The 26693-nt window shown below is 64.2% G+C and carries 22 protein-coding genes; 13 read left to right on the top strand and 9 right to left on the bottom strand.

From position 1 onward, the window contains the following. Positions 1-2 precede the first annotated feature (2 nt). The 5 genes from JQ591_RS00110 to JQ591_RS00090 all read left to right on the top strand — a co-directional run bounded on the left by JQ591_RS00110 (position 3) and on the right by JQ591_RS00090 (position 5662). The gene (locus JQ591_RS00110) at positions 3-401 is read left to right on the top strand and encodes a 5-carboxymethyl-2-hydroxymuconate Delta-isomerase (protein WP_211394014.1); all 399 of its coding nucleotides are present in this window, start codon (positions 3-5) and stop codon (positions 399-401) included. Next, positions 394-1932, top strand: coding sequence for a 5-carboxymethyl-2-hydroxymuconate semialdehyde dehydrogenase (hpaE, locus tag JQ591_RS00105; RefSeq protein ID WP_211394013.1), 1539 nt, complete (start codon positions 394-396; stop codon positions 1930-1932). Before JQ591_RS00110 ends, hpaE begins: the two co-directional genes overlap by 8 nt. A gap of 66 nt (positions 1933-1998) precedes the next feature. Further along, the gene (gene hpaD, locus JQ591_RS00100; protein WP_211394012.1) at positions 1999-2982 is read left to right on the top strand and encodes a 3,4-dihydroxyphenylacetate 2,3-dioxygenase; all 984 of its coding nucleotides are present in this window, start codon (positions 1999-2001) and stop codon (positions 2980-2982) included. Between the two features lie 156 nt (positions 2983-3138). Continuing rightward, on the top strand, positions 3139-4008 hold the full coding sequence (locus JQ591_RS00095) for a fumarylacetoacetate hydrolase family protein (RefSeq protein ID WP_211394011.1): 870 nt from the start codon (positions 3139-3141) through the stop codon (positions 4006-4008). Positions 4009-4033: 25 nt separating this feature from the next. Further along, positions 4034-5662: a thiamine pyrophosphate-dependent enzyme gene (locus JQ591_RS00090; protein WP_211394010.1), complete on the top strand. Its 1629-nt coding sequence runs from the start codon at positions 4034-4036 to the stop codon at positions 5660-5662. Here the strand turns inward: JQ591_RS00090 and JQ591_RS00085 are convergent. From JQ591_RS00085 to JQ591_RS00065, 5 genes are all read right to left on the bottom strand, one after another. After that, on the bottom strand, positions 5640-6881 hold the full coding sequence (locus JQ591_RS00085; RefSeq protein WP_211394009.1) for an MFS transporter: 1242 nt from the start codon (positions 6879-6881) through the stop codon (positions 5640-5642). The genes JQ591_RS00090 and JQ591_RS00085 overlap by 23 nt on opposite strands. Before the next feature lie 54 nt (positions 6882-6935). Further along, positions 6936-7589: a DNA oxidative demethylase AlkB gene (gene alkB / locus JQ591_RS00080; RefSeq protein WP_211394008.1), complete on the bottom strand. Its 654-nt coding sequence runs from the start codon at positions 7587-7589 to the stop codon at positions 6936-6938. Between the two features lie 9 nt (positions 7590-7598). Further along, the gene (locus JQ591_RS00075) at positions 7599-8342 is read right to left on the bottom strand and encodes a 2OG-Fe(II) oxygenase (RefSeq protein ID WP_211394007.1); all 744 of its coding nucleotides are present in this window, start codon (positions 8340-8342) and stop codon (positions 7599-7601) included. 183 nt (positions 8343-8525) lie between these two features. Then, positions 8526-9212, bottom strand: a complete 687-nt coding sequence (locus JQ591_RS00070) for a DUF2848 domain-containing protein (RefSeq protein ID WP_211394006.1) — start codon at positions 9210-9212, stop codon at positions 8526-8528. Further along, the gene (locus JQ591_RS00065) at positions 9205-10554 is read right to left on the bottom strand and encodes an amidase (RefSeq protein WP_211394005.1); all 1350 of its coding nucleotides are present in this window, start codon (positions 10552-10554) and stop codon (positions 9205-9207) included. The genes JQ591_RS00070 and JQ591_RS00065 overlap by 8 nt, the downstream gene beginning before the upstream one ends. Before the next feature lie 191 nt (positions 10555-10745). Between JQ591_RS00065 and JQ591_RS00060 the strand changes: the two genes are divergently transcribed. The 4 genes from JQ591_RS00060 (at position 10746) to JQ591_RS00045 (ending at position 14571) form a co-directional block, all read left to right on the top strand. Next, complete coding sequence (locus tag JQ591_RS00060; RefSeq protein ID WP_211394004.1) at positions 10746-11159, top strand: Zn-ribbon domain-containing OB-fold protein; 414 nt, start codon at positions 10746-10748, stop codon at positions 11157-11159. Positions 11160-11162: 3 nt separating this feature from the next. Next, complete coding sequence (locus JQ591_RS00055; protein WP_211394003.1) at positions 11163-12302, top strand: thiolase C-terminal domain-containing protein; 1140 nt, start codon at positions 11163-11165, stop codon at positions 12300-12302. 106 nt (positions 12303-12408) lie between these two features. After that, positions 12409-13323 (top strand): SDR family oxidoreductase, encoded by a 915-nt coding sequence (locus JQ591_RS00050; protein ID WP_211394002.1) that lies wholly within the window; start codon positions 12409-12411, stop codon positions 13321-13323. 129 nt (positions 13324-13452) lie between these two features. Continuing rightward, the gene (locus tag JQ591_RS00045) at positions 13453-14571 is read left to right on the top strand and encodes an SMP-30/gluconolactonase/LRE family protein (protein ID WP_211394001.1); all 1119 of its coding nucleotides are present in this window, start codon (positions 13453-13455) and stop codon (positions 14569-14571) included. A 155-nt stretch (positions 14572-14726) separates the two neighbouring features. Here the strand turns inward: JQ591_RS00045 and ppc are convergent, their stop codons facing one another. Further along, positions 14727-17516, bottom strand: a complete 2790-nt coding sequence (ppc, locus tag JQ591_RS00040) for a phosphoenolpyruvate carboxylase (RefSeq protein ID WP_211394000.1) — start codon at positions 17514-17516, stop codon at positions 14727-14729. Between the two features lie 831 nt (positions 17517-18347). Continuing rightward, entirely contained in the window at positions 18348-19238 is an 891-nt protein-coding gene (locus JQ591_RS00035) for a LysR family transcriptional regulator (RefSeq protein ID WP_211393999.1), read from the bottom strand. A 221-nt stretch (positions 19239-19459) separates the two neighbouring features. Between JQ591_RS00035 and dctA the strand changes: the two genes are divergently transcribed. After that, positions 19460-20749 carry a C4-dicarboxylate transporter DctA gene (dctA, locus tag JQ591_RS00030; protein WP_211393998.1) on the top strand — a complete coding sequence of 430 codons (1290 nt, stop codon included), beginning with the start codon at positions 19460-19462 and terminating at the stop codon, positions 20747-20749. Between the two features lie 31 nt (positions 20750-20780). Further along, positions 20781-21944: a mandelate racemase/muconate lactonizing enzyme family protein gene (locus JQ591_RS00025; protein WP_211393997.1), complete on the top strand. Its 1164-nt coding sequence runs from the start codon at positions 20781-20783 to the stop codon at positions 21942-21944. A gap of 170 nt (positions 21945-22114) precedes the next feature. Here the strand turns inward: JQ591_RS00025 and JQ591_RS00020 are convergent, their stop codons facing one another. Continuing rightward, positions 22115-22993, bottom strand: a complete 879-nt coding sequence (locus JQ591_RS00020; protein ID WP_211393996.1) for an SDR family oxidoreductase — start codon at positions 22991-22993, stop codon at positions 22115-22117. Between the two features lie 124 nt (positions 22994-23117). Between JQ591_RS00020 and JQ591_RS00015 the strand changes: the two genes are divergently transcribed. Next, entirely contained in the window at positions 23118-23741 is a 624-nt protein-coding gene (locus JQ591_RS00015; RefSeq protein WP_211393995.1) for a TetR/AcrR family transcriptional regulator, read from the top strand. 345 nt (positions 23742-24086) lie between these two features. Continuing rightward, positions 24087-25004 (top strand): NADP-dependent oxidoreductase, encoded by a 918-nt coding sequence (locus JQ591_RS00010; protein ID WP_211393994.1) that lies wholly within the window; start codon positions 24087-24089, stop codon positions 25002-25004. A gap of 784 nt (positions 25005-25788) precedes the next feature. On the opposite strand, the gene JQ591_RS00005 is transcribed toward JQ591_RS00010, so the two are convergent. Next, a complete protein-coding gene (locus tag JQ591_RS00005; protein ID WP_211393993.1) occupies positions 25789-26613 on the bottom strand; it encodes an IS5 family transposase in 825 nt (274 codons plus the stop codon). Positions 26614-26693: the final 80 nt, after the last annotated feature.

The raw sequence follows: 26693 nt of genomic DNA, 5'->3' as shown, positions 1-26693 counted from the left end.
CGATGCCGCATTTCACGATCGAATATTCGGTCAATCTCGACGACCGCCTCGACATCGGCGCGGTGTGCGAGGTGGTGCGCAAGGCGGCGGTCGAGACCGGCATCTTCCCGCTCGGCGGCATCCGCGTGCGCGCCATCAGGTGCGAGCATTATGCGATCGCCGATTCGCGGCAAGACTACGGCTTTCTCGACATGGTGCTGCGCATCGGCGAAGGCCGCGACCTCGAGACCCGCAAGAAGGCCGGCGAACACGTCTTCCAGGCGCTCTCCCGGCATCTCGATCCCGTCTTCGCAAACTCGAAATTTGCCCTGTCGTTCGACATGCAGATCAACGACAAGGACACGAGCTGGAAGCGCAACAACATCCACGACGCCCTGAAAGTGGAGGCCGCCCATGGATAAGCCCACGCCGAAAGCCGATGTGTTCCAGGCCAATCGCGACCGCATCGCACCGCTGCTGAAGATGCTGCGCGCCGACGGTATCGGCCACATGATCGACGGCAAGATCGTGCCGTCGATCTCAGGCGAGACGTTCGAGACCAAGTCGCCGGTCGACGGCGCGACGCTCGCGAGCGTCGCCCGCGGCAATGCCGAGGATATCGATCGCGCTGCAACGGCTGCCGCCCTCTCCTTCAAGTCCTGGCGCGACATGGGGCCGACGATGCGGAAGAAGCTGCTGCATCGCGTCGCCGACGCCATCGAGGACAATGCCGAAGACATCGCGGTGCTCGAATGCATCGACACCGGCCAGGCCTATCGCTTCATGGCCAAGGCCGCGATCCGCGCCGCCGAAAATTTCCGCTTCTTCGCCGACAGATGCGGCGAGGCGCGCGACGGCCAGAACACGCCGAGCGACGAACACTGGAACGTCTCGACCCGTGTGCCGATCGGCCCGGTCGGCGTGATCACGCCGTGGAATACGCCGTTCATGCTGTCGACCTGGAAGATCGCCCCTGCTCTCGCAGCCGGGTGCACCGTCGTGCACAAGCCGGCGGAGTGGTCGCCGGTCACGGCCGCCATTCTTGCAAAGCTCGTCAAGCAAGCCGGCGTTCCCGACGGCGTGCTCAACACCGTACACGGCTTTGGCGAAGAGGCCGGCAAGGCATTGACCGAGCATCCCGCCATCAAGGCGATCGGCTTCGTCGGCGAGAGCGCAACGGGCTCGGCGATCATGGTTCAGGGCGCGCCCACGCTGAAGCGCGTGCATTTCGAGCTCGGCGGCAAGAACCCGGTGATCGTGTTCGACGACGCCGATCTCGACCGCGCGCTCGATGCCGTCGTGTTCATGATCTACTCGCTCAACGGCGAGCGCTGCACGTCGTCGAGCCGCCTGCTGATCCAGGCGAGCATTGCGGAGAAATTCGTCGAGAAGCTCACCGCGCGGGTGAAGGCGCTGAAGGTCGGCCATCCCCTCGATCCCGCGACCGAGATCGGGCCGCTGATCCATGAGCGGCATCTGGCGAAGGTCTGCTCCTATTTCGACGTCGCACGCCAGGACGGCGCGACGATCGCCGTGGGCGGCAAGACCTATGACGGCCCGGGCGGCGGACATTATGTCGAGCCGACCCTGGTGACCGGCGCAAACGGCAAGATGCGCGTGGCACAGGAAGAGGTGTTCGGCCCCTTCCTCACCGTGCTGCCCTTCCGCGACGAGGCGGAGGCGATCGAGATCGCCAACGACATCCGCTACGGCCTGACCGGCTATGTCTGGACCAACGACGTCGGCCGCGCTTTGCGCGTTGCTGATGCACTCGAAGCCGGCATGATCTGGCTGAACTCGGAAAACGTCCGCCATCTGCCGACGCCGTTCGGCGGCATGAAGGCATCAGGCATCGGCCGCGACGGCGGCGATTACTCGTTCGACTTCTACATGGAAACCAAGCACGTCTCGCTGGCGCGGGGCACGCACAAGATTCAAAAACTGGGGATCTAACGCTCGCGGTTCCTCGGTGCGCGGAGCGCCAACGGGGAATGACGGGGTCTAGAGAGGGGAAACGCAATGCCCGTACCGCAACACGTCTTCGAGCCGCCGTTCAACATCATCCGCTCGAGTCACGTCGTGCTCGACGTGACCGACCTGAAGCTCAGCCGCGCGTTCTACGAGGGTACCGTCGGCCTGCATGTCGAGGACGCCGACGACGAAGTCGTTTACTTGCGCGCTTCTGAAGAGCATCAGCATCACTCGCTGGTGCTGCGGAAAGCCGCCGGTCCCGCCTGCAACCGTCTCGGCTTCAAGGTCGGCAACGAGAAGGATCTCGACAAGGCTGCCGCGTTCCTATCCGAGAACGGCCTTGGCTACGCCTTCGTCGACCAGCCGTTCCAGGGCCGCACGCTGCAGTTCACCGACCCCTTCGGCTTCCAGATCGAGCTGTATGCGTCGATGGACCGGCGGCCACATCTGCTGCGCCGCTACGACCTCTACAGGGGCTGCCACCCGCAGCGGCTCGACCATTTCAACGTCTTCGCCGCCGAGGTGCAGGACACCGTTGAGTTCTATGCCCGCCTCGGCTTCCGTCTCACCGAATACGCCGAGGAGGACGGGCCGAACGGGCGCATCGCTGCTGCCTGGATGCATCGCAAGGGCAATGTCCACGATTTTGCGATTACCAACGGCAAGGGCCCGCGGCTGCACCACTTCGCCTACTGGACGCCGACGGCGATGAACATCATCCACCTCTGCGACGTCATGGCCTCGCAGGGCTTCGTGAAGAACATCGAGCGTGGTCCGGGCCGCCACGGCATCTCGAATGCGTTCTTCCTCTACGTCCGCGATCCCGATGGACACCGGCTCGAACTCTATACCAGCGACTATTTCACCGGCGATCACGACCACGAGCCGTTGCGCTGGTCGCTGCGCGATCCGCGCCGCCAGACATTGTGGGGCGCGCCTGCCCCGCGCTCCTGGTTCGAGCAGGGCTCGCCGTTCTCAGGGCAAGCCGTGCGTGAGCCGAAGTTCGTGGCCGACGTGCTGGTGGCGGATTGATGCTTGTGGTCGGAAACTCTCAAGCTGTCGTCCCGGCGAAGGCCGGGACCCATAACCACAGGCCTTGGTTGTTGAAGAGATCGTCGACCCACCTGCCCCAAGCAACATTCGGGGGTATGGGTCCCGGCCTTCGCCGGGACGACAAGGAATACTGTCATGAGCCTCCCTCGCCTCGCCACCTATTCCGTCAGGGGTGCAACGAAGTACGGCGCCGTCGTCGACGGCGGCCTTGTCGATCTCTCCGCGCGCCACGCCAAGGACTATCCGACGCTGCGCGAGGTGATCGCGGCAGGAAAGCTCGCGAGTCTCGCCGAAGAGGCCGCCGGCCGCACGCCCGATCACGCACTCGGTGACATCATCTGGCTGCCGCCGGTGCCCGCGCCGGAAAAGATCATCTGCATCGGCGTCAACTATCCCGACCGCAATGCCGAGTACAAGGACGGCCAGGACGCGCCGAAATATCCGAGCATGTTCATGCGCTCGCCGCGCTCCTTCGTCGGCCACGACACGCCGCTGGTGCGCCCGCGCGCCTCCGCGCAGCTCGACTATGAGGGCGAGATCGTGCTGGTGATTGGCAAGGCCGGCCGGCACATTGCCGAAAGCACCGCGCTCGATCACATCGCCGCGCTGACGCTCTGCAACGAAGGCTCGGTGCGCGACTGGCTGCGCCATGCCAAGTTCAACGTCACGCAGGGCAAGAACTTCGATTCCAGCGGCAGCCTCGGCCCGTGGCTGGTGCCCTACGCACAGGAGTCGCAGATCGCCGACATCCGCCTCACCACGCATGTCAACGGCGAGCTGCGGCAGGACGACCGCACAAGCCGATTGATGTTCCCGTTCCGCTATCTCATCAGCTATATCTCGACCTTCGCAACGCTGGTCCCCGGTGACATCATTGTGACGGGCACGCCGACCGGTGCCGGTGCGCGGTTCGACCCGCCGCGTTATCTGAAGCCCGGCGATGTCGTCGAGATCGAAGCCGAGGGCATCGGAAGCTTGCGCAACGGCGTCGTCGACGAAGCCTGAACAACGATTGAAATGGAATAGTGCCATGACCACCCTCACCGGCGGCGAAGCGATCGTAAGCGGCCTTGTCGCCCATGGCGTCGACACCGTATTCGGCCTGCCCGGCGCGCAGGTCTACGGCCTGTTCGACGCCTTCCACCAGGCCCAGCTCAAGGTGATCGGCGCGCGGCACGAGCAGGCCTGCGGCTACATGGCGTTCGGCTATGCGCGCTCCAGCGGCAAGCCCGGCGTGTTCAGCGTGGTGCCCGGTCCCGGCGTGCTCAACGCCAGCGCCGCGCTGCTCACCGCCTTCGGCTGCAACGAGCCGGTGCTATGCGTCACCGGCCAGGTGCCGACGCAATTTCTGGGCAAGGGCCGCGGCCATCTGCACGAGATGCCGGACCAGCTCGCGACGCTGCGCACCTATGTGAAATGGGCAGATCGCATCGAATATCCCGGCAACGCGCCGACCACCGTCGCGCGCGCCTTCCAGGAGATGACGTCCGGACGGCGTGGCCCCGCCTCGGTCGAGATGCCCTGGGACGTCTTCACCCAGCGCGCGGATACGGCCGCCGCAAAAGTGCTGGAGCCTTTGCCGGCGCCGCAGCCCGACCCCGATATGATCAAGCAGGCGGCCGCGCTGACCAGGAACAGCAAGGCGCCGATGATCTTCGTCGGCAGCGGCGCGATCGAAGCGCGCGAGGAGATTCTCGAGCTCGCCGAAATGATCGACGCGCCCGTCGTCGCCTTCCGCAGTGGCCGCGGCATCGTCTCCAACGCGCATGAGCTCGGGCTGACGATGGCGGCGGCCTACAAGCTGTGGCCGACGACCGATCTGATGATCGCAATCGGCACGCGCGCCGAACTGCCGGCATCGGGCTTCCGCTGGCCGTATCAGCCGAAGGGGCTGAAATCCATTCGTATCGATATCGATCCGGCCGAGATGCGCCGGCTCGCCTCCGATGTCGCTATCGTCGCTGACGCCAAGGCCGGCACGGCCGATCTCGTCGCGGCCGTGAAGAAGGCCGGCTATGCCAGGACGAGTGGCCGGCGGGGAGACATCCGCGAGGCCACCGGATCGGCGCAAGCCGAGATCCAGCGCATCCAGCCGCAGATGGCGTATCTCAACATCCTGCGCGAGGTGCTGCCGGCGAACGCGATCGTGACAGATGAATTGTCCCAGTTCGGTTTCGCATCCTGGTACGGCTTTCCGATCTACGAGCCCCGCACCTTCATTACCTCCGGCTATCAGGGTACGCTCGGCTCGGGCTTCCCGACCGCGCTCGGGGCCAAGGTCGCCAATCCCGACAAGCCGGTGGTGGCGATCACCGGCGACGGCGGCTTCATGTTCGGCGTGCAGGAACTCTCCACCGCCGTGCAGTTCAACATCGGCGTGGTGACGCTGGTGTTCAACAACAACGCCTACGGCAATGTCCGCCGCGACCAGCGCGAGCGCTTCGACGGCCGCGTGGTGGCGTCCGATCTGGTCAACCCGGATTTCGTCAAGCTCGCGGAGTCCTTTGGTGTCGCATCCGCGCGCGTCACCGCGCCGGACCAGTTCAAGGCGGCGATGGAGAAGGCGCTGGCCCATGGCGGGCCGTATCTGATCTCGGTGGAAGTGACGCGGGACTCGGAAGTCAGCCCCTGGGCGTTCATTCACCCGCCGAAGCCGTGAGGCGGACACGGCCCTGTAGCCGCGCGGCCGCGATCACAAGCAAGCCGGCGCCTGCGACCGACCAGCAGGCGACCGGTGCCCAGTGCAGCAGCGGCGCGTAGTCCGGCATCTTCTGCAGGCCGCCGGCGACCGCCGCCATTCGCGCGAAGGTGCCAAGCGCCAGCGCAGAGAAGACGAGGCCGGTGACCTTTCCTTCCGCACCGGTCGAGCCTATGGCGAGCGCAGCCGAGATCGCGCTCATCAGCATGCAACCCCACGCGGCTCCGGCGAGAAACTGCGCGGCGATCAGCGTGTTGAGGCTGCCGGCGAATTCGGCCACAGCGATCGCGACCGCTCCAAGCAATCCGGCCGCGCCCATCACAATCAGGCCGCCGCGATGCTTGACGACGAGGCTCGCCGGAAACATCGCGATGTTGAAGCCGATCCAGAACACCGGCATCAGCCATGGCAGCTCGTCGGGCTTGGCAAAGCGCAAATAGAACGGCGCGCTGTTCATGGCAAAGTGCAGCTGATAGCCGAGCGCCAGCGCGACCATCGCGACGATGAAAATAATGGACGTCATGCCGAGCGGCTTTGCCGCCTCGTCGGGCGTGGGCGGCGACGTGTCGCGCGCGACATCGTGCTCGATCCGCGACAGCCCCAGCGCCGTGAGCAGAAGCACGACGCTGGAGATCACGAACGGCAGCCGGGCATCGTGCTCGCGCATCACCACACCGAGATAGGGCGAGACCGCGCCGGCGACGCCATAGCCGAGCATCGCGAGCGCCGCAAGAAACGGCACCTGCGGCCTGGCGCGGTATTTTCCCAGTAGGGTCAGCGGCGGCGCGCGCAATGCGGAGGACGTGATCGACCACACCACGATCAGCGCGATGAACCAGCCTTGCGCGGCAGCACCGGCTCCTGCGACGAAGGGCAGCGCGACGAACGCGCCGCAGGAGACCGCGGCCACGAGCCCGACGAACAGGCCAAGCCTGCCGACATAGGGCGCGACCTTGTCGGCTGCTATCCCCATCGCGGTGTCGGCAACGGTGAAGATCGCCTGATCCAGCATCAGGATGAAGATGACGGCTGACGGCGCGATGCCAACCTCGGCGGCGAGCTTCGGCAGATAGACGACGTAGGTCGTCCAGCCCAGCGTGAACACCAGCTGGAGCACCGCGAGATAAACGCCGGTGCGGTTGGCCGACCCGGTGCCGGCCGAGAGCTGTGTTGTCGTCATGTCGCCGTTTCCCCCGCCGAGAGCTTAGACGAGCGAGGGCTGTGAGGAAACGCGTCAGCGGACCTTTCGGAACGTCAAATTGATCCGTTTCCGGCCCAGCAGCGCATGCTCGCCGTCGGCGAGCGGCGCCACACCGTGATAGGCCAGCCTGCTAGTGCCGCCCCAGACCACGACGTCGCCATGAACCAGCCGGAAGCGCCGCGGCTTGTCGCTGCGCGCCATGCCGCCGAACAGGAAGGTCGCGGGCAGGCCGAGCGAGACCGAGACGATCGGCGCCGAATAATCCAGCTCGTCCTTGTCCTGATGCAGCGACAGCCGCGTGCCGGGCTCGTAGCGATTGACGAGGCATGCATCGGGCGCGAAACCTGTAAAGCCGCCCTGCTCCGCTGCGCGGCGGGCGAGATCGCGGAGCACGGGCGGCATTGCGGGCCACGGCGCGCCGGTCCGCGGATCGATGGGATCATAGCGATAGCCAGTGTGATCGGTGATCCAGCCACGCTCGCCGCAATTGGTCATGGCCACCGACATCAAATGACCGCCGGGCGTGGTCATGCGGCGGAACGGCGACTCCGCCACGATGGCGCGCACCGCTTCGATCAGCTCGCTCTCGATCGGCTTGACGAAGCCGCGCAGCAGCACGGCGCCGTCGGCGATCTCCTCGCGCGACGGCTGGGCTTCGGCGACATTGTCGAACAGATCAGCCGTCAATCGCAGCGCTCATTTGGCATCATGAAAGATCACACCCAGCGTGTGGCGCTGGCCGGACCTGATCCGGCTGACACCATGGCGCAGATTAACGCGGTAAGTGCCGCGCGTCCCCTGCACCGGGCGGTGATGCACAGCGAAGGCGACCGCATCGCCCTGCGCGAGCGGCACCACCTCGGCGCGGGACTGCATGCGCGGGCGCTGCTCCGTCAGCACGAACTCGCCGCCGCTGAAATCGCGACCGGGCTCGGACAGGAGGATCGCGACCTGCAGCGGGAATACGTGCTCGCCATAGAGATCCTGATGCAGGCAATTGAAGTCGCCCGCCTCGTATTGCAGCAACAGCGGCGTCGGCCGCGCCTGCCCAGCCTCGTGGCAGCGCTTCAGGAACGCCGCCTGTTCGGCGGGGTAGCGGATGTCGATCCCCATCGCCTCGTTCCAGCGATTGGCGACGGCCTGGAGATGCGCGTAGAGCGCCGGGCGCAACTGTGCGATCAGATCGGGCAGCGGATAGGAGAAATATTTATACTCGCCGCGGCCAAAGCCGTGGCGGCCCATGACGATGCGGCTGCGGAAGTGCGCGTCGTCGGGATAGAGCGCGGCGACGGCGCGGCATTGATCCGGCGTGAGCAGGCCCTTCAGGACGGCGCAGCCCTGGGTGTCGAGTTCGGCGGTGATTTGGGGCCAGTCGAGGGATTCGACGTGGGCGGCGAGGTTGAGGGCGGGTGGGGCTGATTTCCGTGCTGTTGCTGTCATGGCTCTGACTTTCGCAAGACCGCCCCGCTCTCTGCCACCCGATTTCCGCCTCTCTCCCGTCATTGCGAGCGAAGCGAAGCAATCCAGAGTCTTTCCGCGGAACGAGCCTGGATTGCTTCGTCGCAAGGGCTCCTCGCAATGACGGCGGAGAGAGCTTCGCTCGCAATGACGGTGGGGAGGGAGCTAACCCCTCACCGGCAGCGTCACCACATCGTAGCCGTGCTTGATCGTCCGCTTCAGCACGGGGTCTTCCAGCTCGAATTCGAACCGGTCGGCGGGGCGGATGCCGCCCTTGGCGGCAAAGGTGCCGCCGAACATGGCGCAGCCGTCGGGGAATTTTCCACCCTCAAAGCCGCGCGCGATGAGGTCGGCGACCGGCAGCATCGCGTCCAGCGTGCCCTCCTGGTAGAGCACGCGCTCGCCCTTGATGAGGGCGTAGGAGCGCAGGATTATCCTGTCCCAGTGGCCGATGACGTCCTCAAGCTCCCATAGCGTGGATGCGATCGGCTTGTCGCACATCTGCTTGGAGACGGTGACGTTGTAGGCCTCGACCTTGCGGTCGGTGTGGTCGGAGCCGCAGCCGACGAAAATGCGGCCCTGCCAGCCGATCAGCACGAACTCGACCTCGCCGGAGGAGTCGCCGCCGCAGCATTCGATGCGATCTTCCATGGTCAGCCGCCGGGCCGAGGCGCGATAGTAGATCGGCGTCGAGGCCGGCCGGGCGATGCCCATGGCCTCAAGCTCGTCGATGTGCTTGTCGCGCGCGATCGCGTCGCGGCCGGTCCAGCCGGCGATGACCATCTGGTCGATCGCCAGCGTCAGCGGCGTGGTGGTGTCCTGGGCGTCGACGGTGAAAGTCAGGTCAAACACGAATTACGGCCTCCATGCCGGCAGCAAGTTCAAAGATACGGCGGTCCGATCCGCCCGCGCCCGCCAGCATCAGGCCGACGGGAATCTCACCTTCGCGATGCGCAGGCAGCGAGATGGCGCAGCCGTCGATCATGTTGATCAGGGTGCAATTGCGGAGCGCCCGCAGGTTTTCCCTGGTGAACGCCTTGTCGTCGGCAAGATCCGAAATTGTCGGCGGCGTGTTGGCGGTGGTCGGCAGCACCAGCGCGTCATAGGGCGCGATGCGCGCATTGACGCGGGCGATCAGCGAGCGGCGCTCGTGGAGAAGATCGATGTAGTCCGCCGCGCTCTGCGCCTCGCCGCGCATGATGCGCACGGAGACTCTGGGGTCGTAGACGTCGCCCTTGGACGTGAGGAGGTAGCGATGCCAGGCGTAGCTTTCGGAGGCGGCGAAGCCGCCCTTGGCGTTCATCGGTCCGATGTCGTGGAATTCGGCCATCTCGATGCGCTCGATGATCGCACCGTGATCGGCAAGGCTTTTGAGCGCACGCTCGAACGTCCCGGCCACAGCCGCGTCGAGGTCGTCGAGCGCAATCGTGGTCGGCACCGCAAGCCGCATGCCCTTGACCGGGCGAGGCTTCAGCGGGGCGATCGGCTCGTTCGCGAGCACCGCATCGAGTACGGCACAACAACTGACCGATCGTGCCAGCGGCCCTATGCTGTCGAGCGAGAACGACAGCGGCACAGCCCCGTCGAGCGGCACGCGCCGCTGCGTCGGCTTGTAGCCGACGATGCCGTTATAGGCCGCCGGAATCCGGCAGGAGCCGCCGGTGTCGGTGCCGAGCGCGCCATGCGCCATGCCGTCGAGCACGGAGACCGCGGCGCCCGAGGACGAACCGCCGGGCACGTGGCCCTCGGCCCGGTTCCAGGCGCCCTTCGGCGTGCCGTAATGCGGATTGATGCCGATGCCGGAATAGGCGAACTCGGTCATGTTGGTGCGCCCGATCACGACGAAGCCCGCCTTGCGCAGCCGCGCCACCGTGGGGGCATCCTGTTCGGCCGGCGAGGAATCGTCGAGCGCGCGGGAGCCGGCGCGCGTCACCTGGCCCTTGATGTCGAAGAGATCCTTGATCGAGACCGGGATACCGGCGTAGCGCGACGGCGCAGCCTTCACCTTGCGCAAACCGTCCATCGCATCCGCCGCCGCGAGCGCGGCGTCCTTGTCGACATGGATGAAGGCACGCTGCCCCTCGCCGGCCGGATCGGCGATTTTGGCGATGCAGGCCTCGACCAGCTTGCGGGAGGTGGTGCGGCCACTTTCGAGGTCTTCGGCAAGCTTCGTCAGTGTCGGAAAATCGGGCATGTCTGTCTCACGGAATATTTGCGCGCAATGTATAGCGCTGCCTCAGTTCGACACAAGCATTGTGCGCATGATGGCATGCATGCGCATTGCTGGACCGTTGACGCGCCATGGTCGATTGTCGCATCAAGATCGAAACAGACGGGGGTGAAGCCCCGCCTTATCAAGATTTGCCCTTGGGAGGAGCCGCCGACATGGCCGAACCGCAGCGCGCGCGACCAAAACCGACGCCGGAGACCCAGCATTTCTGGGACGGCACCAAGGCGGGCGAATTGCGTCTGCAGCGCTGCGACGCCTGCGCGCATGTCTATTTCCCGCCACGCCCGTTCTGCCCGTCCTGCGCCTCGCGCAAGGTCAGCATCTTCAAGGCGAGCGGCAAGGGCTTCCTCTACAGCTACGTGATCAACCATCGTCCCGCCGCGCCCGGCTTCACGCCGCCTTACGCGATCGCGGTGGTCGAGCTCGACGAGGGCCCGCGGATGATGAGCAACATCATCGACTGCCCGCAGACGCCGAAGGCGCTCGAACTCGATATGAAGCTCGAGGTCGCCTTCGAGGCGCTCGACGACAAGATCACCCTCCCCGTGTTCCGCCCGGCGAAGGGATAGACCATGCGCAGCAACCAGGTTGCCGTCGTCGGCGCCGCCGAGACCACCGAGCTCGGAATCATCCCCAACGTGTCGCAGCTCCAGCTTCACGCCGACGCGGCGCTCAATGCGATCGCCGATGCCGGACTGAAGCTGTCGGACATCGACGGCTTCGCCACCGCGGTCGAAACGCCGCAGCAGGTCTGCCACTATCTCGGCATCAAGCCGACCTGGGTGGACGGCACCTCGGTCGGCGGCTGCTCCTTCATGTTGCATGTCCGCCATGCCGCCGCGGCGCTCGAGGCCGGCCTGTGCAAGACCGTGCTGATTACCCATGCCGAGAGCGGCAAGTCGATGATCGGCAAGGCACCCCGCTCGATCCCCGCCGACAGCCTGCAAGGCCAGTTCGAGGCGCCGTTCGGCGTCTACGGCCCGCCCAGCATGTTCCCGATCCCCGTACTGCGCTTCATGAAGACCTATGGCATCACGCACGAGCAGCTCGCCGCGGTCGCGGTGGTGCAGCGGGAATGGGCGGCGAAGAATCCGCGCGCGATGATGAAGGATCCGATCACGGTCGCAGACGTCCTCAACTCGCGCATGATCGCCTATCCGTTCCGCCTGCTGCAATGCTGCCTCGTCACCGACGGCGGCGGCGCGCTGATCCTGACCTCGGCGGACCGCGCCAGGGATTTTCCGCGCAAGCCGGTCTACATCATGGGGACCGGCGAGAGCGTGGAGACGCCGATGGTCAGCCAGATGGAGACGTTCAACTCCTCGCGTGCGTTCAAGACCGCGGGGCCGCTGGCGTTCAGGGAAGCCGGCATCGCGCACAAGGACGTCGACCATCTCATGATCTACGACGCTTTTGCGCATCTGCCCCTGTTCGGCCTCGGCGATCTCGGCTTCATGCCGCATGAGGAGACCGGCAAGTTCATCGCCGACGGCAACACGCGGCCTGGGGCCAAGCTTCCGCTCAACACCAATGGCGGCGGACTGTCCTACATGCATTCGGGCATGTACGGCATGTACGCGCTCCAGGAGAGCGTCCGACAGATGCGCGGCATTGCGCCGGCGCAGGTGCCGAACGCGAAGATTTCGGTGTGCCACGGCGTCGGCGGCATGTTCGCCGCGTCGGGCACGATCGTGTTTACGAACGAGAGGTAGTGCACCGTCATTCCGGGGCGCGCGCAGCGCGAACCCGGAATCTCTAGATTCCGGGTCTGGTGCTTCGCACCATCCCGGAATGACGGGCAAAACAGGAGACACCCACATGACGAAATCACTGCAAGACAAGGTCATCATCGTCACCGGCGCAGGCCGCGGCATCGGGCGGGAGATCGCGCTGCTTTGCGCTGGCGAAGGCGCCAAGGTCGTCGTCAACGATCCCGGCGGGGCCTCTGACGGCGCCGGTTCAAGCGCATCGCCCGCCGAGGAAGTGGTCGAGGAGATCAAGAAGCGCGGCGGCACCGCGGTCCCCAATTTCGAATCGGTGGCCGAAGCCATCCCCGCGAGCAAGATCGTCAAGACCGCGACCGATCATTTCGGCCGGCTCGACGGCGTCGTCAACAATGCCGGCATCCTGCGCGACATGATCTTTCACAAGATGAGCGTGGAAGCGTTCGAGGCGGTCATCAAGGTGCATTTGATGGGTTCGTTCTACGTCAGCCACGCCGCGGCGCGGCTGTTTCGCGAGCAGGAAAGCGGCTCCTTCGTGCACTTCACCTCGACCTCCGGCCTGATCGGCAACTTTGGACAAGCCAACTACGCTGCCGCCAAGCTCGGCATCGTCGGCCTGTCGAAGTCGATTGCGCTCGACATGGGCCGCTTCAACGTTCGTTCCAACTGCGTCTCGCCGTTCGCCTGGACCCGCATGATCGGCACCATCCCGACCGAGACCGAAGCCGAGAAGGCGCGCGTCGAGAAGATCAAGCAGATGGGACCGGAGAAAATCGCGCCGATCTGCGCCTATCTGCTCTCCGATGCCGCCAAGGACGTCAGCGGACAGATCTTCGGCGCACGCATGAACGAGCTGTTCCTGTTCAGCCAGAACCGTCCGCTGCGCTCGGTGCATCGGAGCGAAGGCTGGACGCCGCAATCGATCGCGGAACACGGCATGCCGGCGCTGAAGGGCTCGTTCTACAAGCTCGACCGTTCCGCGGACATCTTCCCCTGGGATCCCGTGTAAGCATCCCGTCTAGCCGCACTTCCGGCATTCCTGCCCTGCGATCTCCGGTTGTCTAGTCCGGAGATCGCTCCGCTTTACGCCAAATTGCAGGCGGATGGTGGCCTCCCAACACAACTTTGGGAGGAAACCATGACAAGAATACTGACCAACTCCGACGACACGACTTCAAGCGGGCGTGGCGGCCTCGGCCGCCGCACGCTCCTCAAGGGCGCCGCAACGGTGGCTGCATCTGCCCTGCTCGCCTCACGCGCGGACGCCCGCGACTTCGGCGCCAGTGCCGAGCCGCAGCGCTATCCCGACCCGGATATCGTCGCCATCGATCCCAAGCGCTTCAAGGCCAAGGTCGGCAACACCGCAATCAAGCGGCTCTATACCGGCTGCCTGTGGGCGGAAGGGCCGGCGTGGAATGCGCAAGGACAATATCTGGTCTGGAGCGACATCCCCGCCAACCGGCAGCTTCGCTACCTCGACGACGACGGACACATCTCCGAGCAGTTCCACAAGCCGTCGAACGAAGCCAACGGCAACTCTTTCGACACCGAGGGACGCCAGCTCAGCGCCGAGCGCACCCGGCTCGTCCGCTACGAGCACGACGGTTCGGTGACGACGCTGGCCGAGCAGGCGGGTGGCAAGCCGCTCAACGGGCCGAACGACATGGTGGTGCATCCCAACGACAAGGCGATCTGGTTCACCGATCCCGGCTACGGCGCGATCAGCATCTACGAAGGCAAGCTCGCCAATACCGGCTCGCTGCAGCCCTTCCAGAAGGAAGCGGTCTATCGCCTCGACACCCAGACCGGACAAGTCGCGAAGGTCGCCGACGAGCCGTTCAAGCCGAACGGCATCGCTTTCAGTCACGACTACAAGAAGCTCTATGTGTGCGACACCGGCATCACGCATTACCCGCAAGCCGAGAACGTGGTGTGGTCCTACGACATCGACGGCCCAAAACTGTCGAACCCGAAGAAGCTGATCGACATGAAGCTGGACGGCAAGTCAGGCTTCCCGGACGGACTGCGCGTCGACACCGAGGGTAACATCTGGGTCGGCGCCGGCTGGGTCGGCCCCGGCTACGACGGCGTACAGGTGTTCGCGCCCAACGACGGCGCGCGCATCGGGCAGATCCTGCTTCCCGAGACCTGTGCCAATGTCTGCTTCGGCGGCAAGAAGCGCAACCGCCTGTTCATGACCGCGAGCCAGTCGCTCTATGCGGTGTATGTGGAGACGCAAGGCGCGCATTTCTGTTGAGGCGGCTCCGCTCTCTCCGCGTCATGGCCGGGCTTGTCCCGGCCATCCACGAATTGCCGCGTGCGAAGAACGTGGATGCCCGGGACACTTGTGTGAAGACGCGCTTCGCGCTTTTGCCCGGGCATGACGGCTGAGGGGGTGGCGGCCGCGTCGCCCTACCCCGTATTCCTCAACCCTGCCGAGATCCCGTTGATCGTCAGCTGAATCCCGCGCAGCACCTGCTCGTCCGGGTTCTGCGCGCGATGCTCTTTCAGCAGTTCGACCTGCACGTGGTTGAGCGGATCGAGATAGGGGAAGCGGTGGCGCACCGAGCGTTCCAGCAGCGGGTTGCCCTGCAGCAGCCGATCCTGGCCCATGATGTCCAGCAGCGTCTCGATGCAGGAATGCCATTCGCGGCGGATGCGGCCAAAGATTTTTTCGCGGAGCGCCTCGTCCGGCACGAGCTCGGCATAGCGCGAGGCGATCGCGATCGAGCTCTTGGCCAGCACCATGTCCATGTTCGAGAGCAGCATGCGGAAGAACGGCCATTCCTTGTAGAGCTCTTTCAGGAACGGCATGCCCTTGTCGGGATGCTCCGCGATCCACTGCTCGACCGCGCTGCCAAAGCCGTACCAGCCGGGCAGCATCAGGCGGCATTGCGCCCACGAGAACACCCAGGGGATCGCGCGAAGATCCTCGATCGCGCGGGTCTTCTTGCGCGAGGCCGGACGGCTGCCGATGTTGAGTGTCGCGATCTCGTTGATGACGGTAGACGCCCAGAAATAATCGACGAAGCCGTCGGTCTCGTAGACGAGGCCGCGATAGGCCTTGAAGGCGAGATTTGAGAGCTCGTCCATCGCGGTCAGATATTCGCGCCGCGGCGCGCTCTGGCGCGGATGCAGAAGGCTTGCTTCCAGCGTCGCGGCAGCAAGGATCTCCAGATTGTTGCGGCCGACTTCGGCGTTGGAATATTTCGACGAGATGATCTCGCCCTGCTCGGTGATGCGGATCTGGCCGTTCACCGCGCCGCCGGGCTGGGCGATGATGGCATCGTAGCTCGGGCCGCCGCCGCGGCCGACCGAACCGCCGCGGCCGTGGAACAGACGCAGCCGCACGCCATGGCGCTCGAATACGTCGACGAGGCCGATCTCGGCCTTGTAGAGCTCCCAGCCCGAGGTGACGAAGCCGCCATCCTTGTTCGAGTCGGAATAGCCGAGCATGACCTCCTGCACGCCGCGGCGGCTGTCGACCAGGCGGCGGTAATCATGCAGCGAGAGCATGCGGTCCATGATGGCGCTGGAGGCCTGCAAATCCTCGATGGTCTCGAACAGCGGCACGATGTTGATGGCGCTGCGCCCGGAGGGATGGACGAGGCCGACCTCCTTCAAGAGCACCGCGACCTCGAGCATGTCGGACATGCCCTTGCACATCGAGATAATGCATTGGGGGATGGCGTCCGAGCCGAACTTCGCATGCGCCTCCGCGGCGGCATGGAAGACGTTGAGCTCGCCCATCGTCTCGTCGCTGTACTTGACGAACGGCGACACCAGCGAGCGCGTGCTGCGCAACTCGTTGGTGAGCAGCGAAATACGGGCATCTTCGCCGAGTGCGAGATAGGACGTACCGGGGCTAGCGGCGTCCATCAGCTCGGCGATGGTGCGCTCGTGCACGGCGGAGTTCTGGCGGATGTCGAGCCGGGCCAGGTGGAATCCAAAGCAGTCCACAGCGCGCCGCAGCAGCCGCAGCCGGCCGCGGGCGATGACGCGGGCGTTGTTGGAGATCAGCGAGCGGTGCAGCACGTCGAGATCGGCCTGGAGCTCGCTGACGCTCTCGTAAGGCCTGCCCTTGCCCACCGGCCGGCGCGTGATCTCGACCTCGAGCATTTCGGCCGTGGCGGTGAGGCGCGCATAGATGCCGGAGACCGCGAGGCGATAAGGCTCGCCGCTCCGGTGCGGCGAGGTATCGGGCGAGCGCTCCGCCAGCGTGCGCAACTCCTCGGACACGTCGGCGAGATGCGCTGCGATCGAAAGCTCGGAGCCGAGCACGTGCAGCTCTTCGAGATAGAACTGCATGACGCGGCTCGACTGCAGCCGCAGCGTGCCGCGCATCACGTCGGCGGTGACGAAGGGATTGCCGTCGCGGTCGCCGCCGATCCAGCTTCCCATGCGCAGGAACGAAGCGAGTTCGCCCGCCGCCTGCTCGCCGCCCTCCTCCAGCCGGTCCTCCAGCGCATTGACCAGCCGCGGCACCTCGCGGAGAAAAGTGTAATCGTAGAACGACAGGCCGTTGGCGACCTCGTCGAGCACGGTGAGCTTGGTCCGGCGCAGCAGATTGGTCTGCCACAGCGTCAGCACCTCGCGGCGGAGCTGCTCGTCGCTGGCGGCAGCCTCGTCGGCGGTCAGCGCGACGCGCTCGCGGCGATCGAGCAGGGCTGCGACCTCCATCTCGCGGTCCATCGTGCTCTTGCGGCGGACCTCGGTCGGATGCGCGGTCAGGACCGGGCTGACCAGCGCGCTCTTGAAGAAGTTGCGCAAGGCCTCGGGGCCGATGCCCGCCGCCCTGGCATGGGCGAGCGTCTCGGCCAGCACGCCGGTGCCGCCCCCCTTGTTGGCGCGCATCTGGCGGATGTTGTTCTGGTCTTCGGCGATGTTGGCGAGGTGCGAGAAATAGCTGAAGGCGCGGACGATCCGCACCGTCTCCGAGGTCGACATGCTGTCGAGGATCTGCTCGAGCTCGCGGCGGGCGAGCCGGTCCTCGTCGCGGTGGAACCGGATCGAGGTCTGCCTGATGCGCTCGACCAGGTCGAACAATTCGGCGCCCTCCTGGTCGCGCACCGTATCGCCAAGGATGCGCCCGAGCAGGCGGATGTCGTCCCGCAGCCGCGCATCCGCCTCCAGCGCCTGGACATCCTCGGGGCGGTTGGGGCGCTGCTCGGCGGCATCGGATGGTAATGTCTGGAGGGACATGGCTCGCTCCCTGGTTCGAGCTCGCTTGGCTGCCCGGCTCAACCGAGTGTGCAAGTTTTTTGCCGCAGCGCAAGATGAAGTTGGGGGCGGCGCGGCAACATCACCGATCACGGGAGAAAATGCGCCTTGCCGACGGACGCGCACACACCTTCGCGGTCTCGCGGCGCGGGCGCCCGAGGTTTGCTGTCCGGTTTCGCCCTCGTCGAGAAGAAAGGGCGCAGGGAAGGCCGGGCGCCGGCTGGCACCCAGGGTCCGCACGCGAGGAACGCACGCGGGGTGACCACAGGTGACGCCGGGACATCCCGGCCTTCCCTGCGCAATGGTTTTACGGCTTATGGCGCGCTCTCCCCGGGGAGCGATGCACTATTGCCCCCGTCGCCTTGCGGATGATCGATGCGCGCACCCGGTCGGGCAGCTCACATCACCGCAAGCCTTGACGCACAGACCCCGGGCGTCAGGACCACACGCTTTTGCCGTCCGCGGACGTCCCTCCCCGGACATCCGGAAGCTCGCGCGTGCTCGCCCCCGAAGCCGAAAAGAAACGCTGTGACCGCGCCGGGTCGTTCGCGCGGATCGTAATGGCTCACAGGCGTAGCCCGCCCCGCCATCCCGTCACGCGCCGGCGCTACCGCGTCCATCGCATCCCGGCCCACGTATCGTGACGATCGCGAAACGCCCTTTTTAGCGGGCCGAGACGCCTTGCGGTTTACCCGAATCTACGAATTCGGTCAATCAGAAAATTTTTCGGTGCCATTCCTTGACCTGCATCTAGTGTGTTTCGGCGTCGGAAGACCGTGCGCGTGGTAGTCACCATGGCAGCCGACTATTTCTTCAGCCGACCTCTGCAGGTTCGAAGGCCGACCACAGAGCTTCAACTTCGTGACTCTGTCGTGCTGCCGGGCGAAAGAGCCGTATCTCGATCGGTATCACGGACTTGGCATCGCCGGCCCCGACTAGCGAACCCGCCTTGATGTCGTCCTCGGCCAACGTTCGAGGAAGCCAGGCGACACCGTGTCCGGACCTGACCATCGATAGCAGCGTCGCGGCGAGATGCGACGTGAAGATCTTCTTCAGGTCCCTTTTCGCCAACTGACTTGCGACGATGCGGCCCAGCCCTGACTGCGGGCTGTAGGCCAAGTAGGGGATGGTCTCGTCGCTCTGCAGCGACCACCGCGGCTTCCGGCCGCCGCCCGCTGCGCTGAGCGGAAGGAGCGTGTCGGCACCCACGACGATGCTCTTGAATTGCCTGGTATCGAGCCGGCTGCCCATGCTGCGGTGATAGTGGCACAACAAGAACGACACGTCGCCCCGGAGCATCATCCGCTCGCACGCCAGCATGCTATCGGAAACGAGATTGAGATTGCCCAAGGCGAGGATCTTCTCGCTGCTCCGGACCCACTTCGGAAAGAACGTGAACGACAGTACGTGCGTCGCCGCGATCGACAGCGGTCCCGCGCCCCGTCCGGCCACTTCGAGGGTCTCGCGGCGCAATTGATGAAGCGCTCTGGTCAGGATTTCTGCCTGGGTGTGGAAATGCTCGCCGGCGGGCGTGAGCGTCACGCTGTGCGTCGTGCGAAGGAATAGCGGCGCCCCCACCCAGTCCTCCAATGCCCGGATCCGCCGGCTGAAGGCCGGCTGGGTGACGCGACGGGCTTCGGCCGCCTTGGAGAAGCTCAATGTCTCAGAGAGAGCCAGATAGTCCTCGAACCAGATTAGTTCCATCGGTAATGCCGAAACGGCATAACTATTCTCGGCAACAGCATTAGCCTTCTCCCCGCCTGAAGCCTACGGATCACTGCAGGCTACACAACACCGCAGCAGCACGGAAGTCGTTCCAGACACCGGAGCGGCCCTTTCCAAGCAGCTACAGAGGCCGGCCCAAGGCCCAGCACAGCGCAGCCATCAGGGAGAAAACATTGAGAAAAGCGCCATCATTTGGACTCTTGAGTGAACTGTATGTGCAGGTCCTCCTTGCCATCCTGCTCGGCGGTATGGTCGGCTATCTCTGGCCTCAGGTCGGGACGAGCCTTCAGCCGCTCGCCGACGGCTTCATCAAACTGATCAAGATGCTGCTGTCGCCGATCATCTTCGGTACGGTCGTCGTCGGCATAGCCAAGATGAGCGACATCAAGGAAGTCGGCCGGATCGGTGTCAAGTCGCTGATCTACTTCGAGGTCGTCTCGACACTGGCCTTGGTAATCGGCCTGGTCGTCGTCAATGTGATCAAGCCAGGCGTTGGCATGAACATCGACGCCAGCCACATCGATGCGGGATCGATCTCCGCCTACGTAAAGGCCGCTGACGGCAACCACGGTTTCGTGCAGTTCCTACTCGACATCATCCCGACCACGATCGTGGAGGCCTTCGCCAAGGGAATGATGCTGCAGGTCATCCTGGTTTCGGTGCTGATGGGCGTCGCCATGGTTCAACTCGGCGATTACGGCAAGCCGCTGGTGAACGTGATCGACATCCTGCTGCACGCCCTGTTCCGGATCGTGGCCATGGTGATGCGCCTTGCCCCGCTAGGAGCCGGGGCCGGGGTCGCGTTCACGATCGGGAAGTACGGAATCGCGACGCTCTGGTCGCTGGGCTATCTGATGCTCGGTGTCTACGTCACCACCATCCTCTTCGTCGTCGTGGTGCTCGGCGGCATCGCGACGTGGGCCGGTTTTTCGCTGCCGCAGTTCTTCCGTTACTTCAAGGACGAGATCCTCATCGTCCTGGGCACCTGCTCGACCGAAGCGGTGATGCCGCAGATGCTGGTCAAGCTCGAACGGCTCGGTTGCGACAAGACCGTCGTCGGCATGGTGCTGCCCACCGGCTACACGTTCAATGCCGACGGCACGTCGATCTACCTTTCCATGGCCGCCATCTTCGTAGCCCAGGCGACCAACACCGATCTTTCCTTCGGCGACCAGATTGTTCTGCTGGGCGTGCTTCTCCTGACGTCGAAGGGATCCGCTGGCGTCGCTGGCGCGGGATTCGTAACGCTCGCCGCGACTCTCTCTTCGATCCACACCGTTCCCGTAGCCGGGCTTGTTCTACTGCTCGGCGTCGATCGCTTCATGAACGAAGCCCGCGCCGTGACCAACCTGATCGGCAACGGGATCGCGACGATCGCGATCGCCAAATGGGACGGCGCCTTTGACCAGAAGCAGGCCGCGGAGGCCATGCGCCTTCATGGCAAGGAGCCCATCACGGGCGAATACGAACTTCCCGAGGCAACCCATTAATCCGAGTCAGCAACTCAAAACGGAGAATGCCATGCGTATCGTAGATGTCGTCGAGGCGACCAAGCCAATCTCGTCACCGATCCGGAATGCCTACATCGATTTCTCGAAGATGACGTCCAGCCTGGTCGCCGTCGTAACCGACGTCTTCCGCGACGGGCGGCGAGTGATCGGCTACGGCTTCAATTCGAACGGCCGCTACGGTCAGGGTGGACTGATCCGGGAGCGCTTTCGCGACCGCATTCTGGAAGCCGAACCCGTCAGCCTGCTGAACGACGACGGTACCAATCTGGATCCGCATCGCATCTGGGCGAAGATGATGTCGAACGAGAAGCCCGGCGGTCACGGCGAACGTTCCGTCGCCGTCGGAACGCTCGATATGGCGATCTGGGATGCGACCGCAAAAATCGCCGGCAAGCCACTTTTTCGCCTGCTGGCCGAAATGAAGGGCAAGGAGGCCAACCCGCGGGTCTTCGTCTACGCAGCCGGCGGCTACTACTATCCCGGCAAGGACAACTCCGCATTGCAGGCAGAAATGCGCGGCTATCTGGACCGCGGCTACAACGTCGTGAAGATGAAGATCGGTGGCGCGTCGATCGACGAGGACCGCGGCCGCATCGAGGCCGTGCTCAAGGAAATCGGGTCGCAGGCCAGGCTCGCCGTCGATGCCAACGGTCGCTTCGATCTCGAGACCGGCATCGCCTATGCCAAAATGCTGCGCCAGTATCCGCTGTTCTGGTATGAGGAGATTGGCGATCCACTCGACTACGCCCTCCAGGCCGCCGTCGCCGAATTCTATCCCGGTCCGATGGCCACGGGTGAGAACCTGTTTTCGCATCAGGACGCTCGCAACCTGCTCCGCTACGGCGGCATGCGCCCGGACCGCGACTGGCTGCAGTTCGACTGTGCCTTGTCATACGGTCTCGTCGAATATCTCCGGACCCTGGACGTCCTAGCCCAACACGGTTGGTCGCCGTCGCGCTGCATCCCGCACGGTGGTCACCAGATGTCGTTGAACATCGCCGCCGGTCTAGGGCTCGGCGGCAACGAGAGCTACCCGGACCTCTTCCAGCCCTACGGTGGCTTCCCGGATTCGGTCCGGGTTCAGGACGGTCACATCGTCATGCCGGACATTCCTGGCATCGGCTTCGAGGGCAAGTCGGATCTCATCAAGGTCATGCGCGAACTGGCGGAATAGGCCGGCCAGCTCAACGGCAAATACCAAGTTGCGGGTAACGTGGACCACCGCATTTTCGAAGCAGGCGGCATAGCCGCCTGCAAAGAGGACCCCATCCTCGCTACGGATGCTGCCGCTTCGCCCGCCCATCGCGGTAACCCTGGTGCGGTGTGCTCATCGTCGTCTTCCCGTCAAATCATGCTCGCCATGCCGAGCGCGCGAAGGAGGTCGTTCTGAATCGGGGCGACGGCCCCGTTCAGCCGCTCGACACCGAAATCCATGCCTTCGGGCATCACGACCGTCCGCAGCGGCCGCCGTTCCGTGGCCTCGACCAGCTGCGCGATCGCAATCGCGACGCGCTGGGGCTGTGGCGGATTCTGCGGATCGTTTCCATCGTTAGAGTGCTGCTTGATCTGACCCGGGATCGCCGCGACATCGCCATAGGTTTTCAGCACGGCGTGGTCGGAGGGTTCAGGGCTGGTTGGAAGAAGGTTGCTCGGGAACGGACCTGGCTCGACGATGACCGAATCGACGCCGAAGCTCGAAAGCTCGTAGCGGTAGGCTTCCGCGAGGGCTTCGAGCGCGAACTTGCTGGCGGAATAGACACCGAAGAACGGGAAGACCACCCGCCCCATGAGCGATGTGACATGGACGAGGACGCCGCTGCCGGCGGCCCGCATGTGCGGCAGAACGGCGCGATCGGTGCGAACGGCGCCGAAGAAGTTCACGGCGAACTGCGCTTCGATATCCTTGACCGTATAGGCTTCCGTGACGCCGACGGGCATCATTCCCGCGTTGTTGACCAGGGCATCGACCCTGCCGTGCTGTCGAATGACATCTGCGATCGCGGCGTTGACGGATTGTTCGTCGGCGACGTCCATCTCGAGGACCTGGAGCGCGCCCCCTTCAGCTTTTGCCGCTGCGACAAGCTCGTCACGAACACGGCTATTTCTTCCCGCGACATCGCGCATGGTAGCAATCACCGTGTGACCCCGCTTTGCGAGTTCCAAGGCGGTGAGTTTGCCAAAACCACTGCTTGCACCCGTCACAACCACAACTTTTCCGCTCATCTCACGATCTTTCTCTCAAATCCAATGGACGACCGACTTATAGACAGACCTGTATGTCTTTGCAATCCCTAGATTGACAGAATAGTCTGTCCAGTAACGCAAACGGCTCGGTTAAGGACGATCGATGGGCACGCTGCTCGATTTCGTGGACGTGGATATTCAACCGCTCGATGCGCTCGCCCCGCGCGAGCGCATTTTGAAGACGGCGTCAGACCTGTTTTACCGGTTCAGCATCAACTCTGTCGGAATCGACCGGATCATCGCCGAAAGCGGCGTGGCCAAGATGACGTTCTACAAGCACTTTCCCTCGAAGGCCGACCTCATCGCCACCTACCTGCGCTACAAGAGCGCCGTCTGGTTTCAGATGCTTTCGACCTCCACCGAGCGAGCCGGTCTCACGCCAGTGGAGCGCGTTCTCGCTGTTTTCGATGCACTCGAACAACCGCTCCTTGCGCCTTCGTTCCGCGGCTGTCCGTTCGCGAAAGGAATGGCCGAATTCGGCCCGGAGGCAAACTCCCCGGGCGTAGAGGCGACCATCGCAGCGTATTTTACAAAATTGCACGACTTCGTTGCGTCACTCGTTGAGCCCTTGTCATTGAGCAAACCCGAAAGGGCCGTGATCCAGATCCTGTCGCTCTTCGAAGGCTCGCTCGTCGTCGCACAGTCAACGCGTGATCCCGCCATCGTCGAGGCTAATCGCGAAGCAGCCAGAGTGTTGTTGGAACAAGGGATCGCATCGTCGTCTTGATTTTGAGCCCTTGCGAAACCCTTCCTGCTTCATCATCGGCGGACGGATCGATGGGTGCCGCTGGCGCTCTGCCCATCTACGAGCTCAATCTGAGCGCCGCTTGAATGCGCTTGGTACAGCCAGAATTTGCAATCCTGGTACTGGTTTCATGACCCGGCGCGACGCATCTAGCTGCTAGTACCGCGACCGAAGCGCACCCGATCGGTAGTCTCAGGACGAGTTGGTCCATGCAGACAGCGCAGATCGCGGACACTTCCGCACTGCCCCGGCAGTTTGTGGATAGCCGTTGTGCTTACGCTGCCTGCAACGGTTGCATCAAGAGACAATGACCGAGGAGATATTCCCATGAAGGCGATCGTTGTAACGGAACGGGCCGCGGGAACGGCCGGGATGAAGCTGGTGGACCGGCCCGAGCCGCAGGCATCGATAAACGATGTCGTTGTTCGGGTTCATGCGTCGGGATTTGTTCCGACCGAGCTGACGTGGCCCTCGACCTGGACCGATCGCCTCGAGCGCGACCGAACGCCATCGATCCCTGGGCACGAGTTGGCTGGAGTGGTCACCGCTCTCGGATATGGCACTACGGGGTTGTCGGTAGGACAGCGGGTGTTTGGCCTCGCGGACTGGTATCGCGACGGCACGCTCGCCGAGTATGTGGCGATCGAGGCACGCAATCTCGCGCCGCTCCCCGGCGACGTCGACTTCACGGTGGGCGCCAGCCTGCCGGTGTCGGGCCTGACCGCATGGCAAGGGCTGTTCCAGCACGGCCGCCTTCAGGCAGGGCAAAGCGTCCTCGCACACGGCGCGGCCGGCGCAGTCGGGTCGATGGTGACGCAACTCGCACGAGAGGCCGGCGCCTACGTCATCGGCACCGGACGTGCCGCCGACCGGCAGACAGTTGTCGACTTCGGCGCGAAAGAGTTCGTCGACCTCGACAACGATGCCCTGGAAGACATCGGCAAAGTCGACTTGGTGTTCGATGTCATCGGCGGTGACATCCAGAAGCGGTCCGCAGGATTGATTCGAGCCGGAGGAACACTGGTCACCATCGTCGGGCCCGCAGAGGCGCGCCCCTCCGACGGCCTGGCGGTCGACTTTGTCGTCGAGGCCGATCGTGCCCAACTGAGTGAGATCGTCCAGCGGGTGCGGGATGGACGATTGCGGACAAACATCGGCAACGTCTCGATCTTCGACGATGCGGTCACCGCCTTAAACCCGACCAGGCGACGCAAGGGGAATACGATCATTCGCGTTCGTCCCTGACGGAGCATGCCCACTGATGCTCGCAGCGCGTAGGATGGGCTGAGCCGTTGCGAAACCCATCATGCTTCGTCATCGGCGGACGGTTTGATGGGTTTCGCTCACGCTATAGCCATCTTACGAGCTTGGTTGGTCCTCAAGCTCGCGGATGGGCTTCGCGGTCCATATTGACGTCGGTCCCCAACTCCGATCTCGGGACAATAGTGACGCTTACCAGTGGTGATGGTGCCGCCAGCCATAATGATGGCCTCGGCCTCTGCCCCAGCCGTAATGATGACCACGTCCGCCGTGATGACCCCACCCGTGGCCACCGCCATGTCCGTGGCCGCCCTTGACCTCGATGGTGTCAGTCTGAGACGCGCCCAGTGCGTCCGGCTTGGCAACGGGCATCGCCGAAGCAGAAGATGTGGGTGTTAAAGCAACGGCTGCCGCCACAAAGCCGACCAAGCAAAGCCACTTCATGCAATCGCCTCCCGATAAGAATGAGCCAAGGGCAAGCCAGCCGCGGCACATTCCGCGTTCGCTCCCGCTCGTCAACAATGAAGCCGGGAAAAAGTTGCAATGAAATGTGGCGCCTTGCGGAGGGGCATGATTCCTATGCCACGTTTGAAGCAGCCCGGGTAGGATGGGTTGACCCTTGCGAAACCCATCCTGCTTCATCATCGGCGGACGGTTTGATGGGTTTCGCTGACGCTCTACCCATCCTACGGGCTGAGCAAGCGCCTCGTCCTTCGAGACGACCGCTTCGCGGTCTCCTCAGAGCCTGACTCAAAAAGGGTAGACACCCTCAAGGTCTGGCCAGACGGCGAGTTAAGAGCCTCAGATGGGCGGCGAGCAGCCAGGCGAGTTCGGTGGCGGCAGAGCCTTCGAAGTCTTTGGAGAGGCGCCGACATCTTCCGAACCATGCAAAGGTGCGCTCGACGACCCAGCGCCTGGGTAGGAGCTGGAAGCCTTTGACCCCGGCCGGTCGCTCGACGATCTCGATTGTCCATTGGCCGCAGTCCGAGAGTGAGTTGAGGAGTTGTTTGCCGCGATAAATCCGATCGGCGAAGACATGTTCAAGCTTTGGGAAGCGGGCTCGCAAGCCCTCCAACAGGGGTACAGCGCCATGGACGTCCTGAATGTTGGCGGGATGAACATAGGCGGCCAGCAAGAGACCGTTGGTGTCGGTAACGATATGGCGCTTGCGCCCATGGAGGCGCTTGCCGGCGTCGAATCCGCGTGGCCCGCCGGCCTCCGTCGTCGATGCGGTCTGACTATCGATGACGGCAGCTGTCGGTTTGGGCTTTCGTCCGAGTCTTCGCCGCGCCTTCCGAACCAAGGCTTCGACGATCTGCTGCCATCGACCCGTATCGCGCCAGGCGTAAAAGTAGCCCTGCACCGTCGAGTATGGCGGGAACTCCTTTGGCAAGGCTCGCCATTGGCAGCCGCTCGACAGAATATAGAAGATCGCCTGCACAATCTCGCGCAGATCGACCTCCCGCGGCCGGCCCAATCGCCGTCGCGGCGGCATCTTCCGGGCGATCAACGCCCATTCTGTATCGGTCAGATCACTTGTGTAACGCAGCCCACTGCGCTGATATTGGATACGAGCGGCTTTGGTCCACGGCATGGTGTCCTCCCTCGAATCTTTGCAAATCCGAAGGAATCACAGGCCCGCCAATGCCGCTCACCTTTTTTCGGTCAGGCTCT

Source organism: Bradyrhizobium canariense (assembly GCF_018130465.1).
Lineage (GTDB): Bacteria > Pseudomonadota > Alphaproteobacteria > Rhizobiales > Xanthobacteraceae > Bradyrhizobium > Bradyrhizobium canariense_C.
The sequence above is the reverse complement of the archived record's forward strand: the minus strand, read 5'-3'. Positions and strand labels throughout refer to the sequence as shown.

Coding starts and splice junctions, on each gene's coding strand:
- JQ591_RS00110 (WP_211394014.1), top strand. CDS start 3: ATGCCGCATTTCACGATCGAATATTCGGTCAATCTCGACGACCGCCTC.
- hpaE (WP_211394013.1), top strand. CDS start 394: ATGGATAAGCCCACGCCGAAAGCCGATGTGTTCCAGGCCAATCGCGAC.
- hpaD (WP_211394012.1), top strand. CDS start 1,999: ATGCCCGTACCGCAACACGTCTTCGAGCCGCCGTTCAACATCATCCGC.
- JQ591_RS00095 (WP_211394011.1), top strand. CDS start 3,139: ATGAGCCTCCCTCGCCTCGCCACCTATTCCGTCAGGGGTGCAACGAAG.
- JQ591_RS00090 (WP_211394010.1), top strand. CDS start 4,034: ATGACCACCCTCACCGGCGGCGAAGCGATCGTAAGCGGCCTTGTCGCC.
- JQ591_RS00085 (WP_211394009.1), bottom strand. CDS start 6,881: ATGACGACAACACAGCTCTCGGCCGGCACCGGGTCGGCCAACCGCACC.
- JQ591_RS00075 (WP_211394007.1), bottom strand. CDS start 8,342: ATGACAGCAACAGCACGGAAATCAGCCCCACCCGCCCTCAACCTCGCC.
- JQ591_RS00065 (WP_211394005.1), bottom strand. CDS start 10,554: ATGCCCGATTTTCCGACACTGACGAAGCTTGCCGAAGACCTCGAAAGT.
- JQ591_RS00060 (WP_211394004.1), top strand. CDS start 10,746: ATGGCCGAACCGCAGCGCGCGCGACCAAAACCGACGCCGGAGACCCAG.
- JQ591_RS00055 (WP_211394003.1), top strand. CDS start 11,163: ATGCGCAGCAACCAGGTTGCCGTCGTCGGCGCCGCCGAGACCACCGAG.
- JQ591_RS00050 (WP_211394002.1), top strand. CDS start 12,409: ATGACGAAATCACTGCAAGACAAGGTCATCATCGTCACCGGCGCAGGC.
- JQ591_RS00045 (WP_211394001.1), top strand. CDS start 13,453: ATGACAAGAATACTGACCAACTCCGACGACACGACTTCAAGCGGGCGT.
- ppc (WP_211394000.1), bottom strand. CDS start 17,516: ATGTCCCTCCAGACATTACCATCCGATGCCGCCGAGCAGCGCCCCAAC.
- JQ591_RS00035 (WP_211393999.1), bottom strand. CDS start 19,238: ATGGAACTAATCTGGTTCGAGGACTATCTGGCTCTCTCTGAGACATTG.
- JQ591_RS00025 (WP_211393997.1), top strand. CDS start 20,781: ATGCGTATCGTAGATGTCGTCGAGGCGACCAAGCCAATCTCGTCACCG.
- JQ591_RS00020 (WP_211393996.1), bottom strand. CDS start 22,993: ATGAGCGGAAAAGTTGTGGTTGTGACGGGTGCAAGCAGTGGTTTTGGC.
- JQ591_RS00015 (WP_211393995.1), top strand. CDS start 23,118: ATGGGCACGCTGCTCGATTTCGTGGACGTGGATATTCAACCGCTCGAT.
- JQ591_RS00010 (WP_211393994.1), top strand. CDS start 24,087: ATGAAGGCGATCGTTGTAACGGAACGGGCCGCGGGAACGGCCGGGATG.
- JQ591_RS00005 (WP_211393993.1), bottom strand. CDS start 26,613: ATGCCGTGGACCAAAGCCGCTCGTATCCAATATCAGCGCAGTGGGCTG.